The sequence below is a fragment of the Stenotrophomonas sp. A3_2 genome (assembly GCF_036624925.1).
Lineage (GTDB): Bacteria > Pseudomonadota > Gammaproteobacteria > Xanthomonadales > Xanthomonadaceae > Stenotrophomonas > Stenotrophomonas hibiscicola.
On record NZ_JAZKVY010000283.1, the window covers coordinates 1 to 583 of the forward strand.

Here is a 583-nt window from a genome sequence, read left to right on the forward strand (position 1 = left end):
ACGCTCCAACCGCCTCCCTGGTGAAATTAGCGCTGTGGAACCACCCGATCCCATCCCGAACTCGGAAGTGAAACGCAGCTGCGCCGATGGTAGTGTGGCTCAAGCCATGCGAGAGTAGGTCATCGCCAGGGTTTACACCCAAAACCCCGCTGCTCACGCAGCGGGGTTTTCCTTTTTTTGCAGGCCCCCGGTTTCGACCTGGACTTGCAGCAACAACTTCACGAAGAGCTTCAAGTTCCTCAAACAAGTTGTTGACAAAGCTGAAAGGCCTGCCATAATAGGCGGCTCGCAACGACGAAAGGCCTTCGGGTCCAACGACGAAGCAGCATCGGCAACAACGTCCACTCCGGTGAGACGGCCTTGAAAAAAGGTGTTGACGAAGCGGAAAAGCCGGCTATAATGGGCGGCTCGCTACGAAGGAAACTTCGCAGCACACGGGAACGGCGCTGAGGCCACTTCCCCGGATCTTTGAAAGTATGCGCAGGTATCTTGTGAAGGCGCCTGCAGGAAGGATGATTGTCCATCTTGCAGACGTTTGATCAAGCAACTATTAATTGTTTTAAAGCAAGCGATACGTTGCCAG

At 54.2% G+C, this 583-nt stretch carries 1 rRNA gene; it reads left to right on the forward strand.

The features are described 5' to 3' along the window. Nucleotides 1-16 precede the first annotated feature (16 nt). Nucleotides 17-131, forward strand: a 5S ribosomal RNA gene (gene rrf / locus R5H29_RS13920). Nucleotides 132-583: the final 452 nt, after the last annotated feature.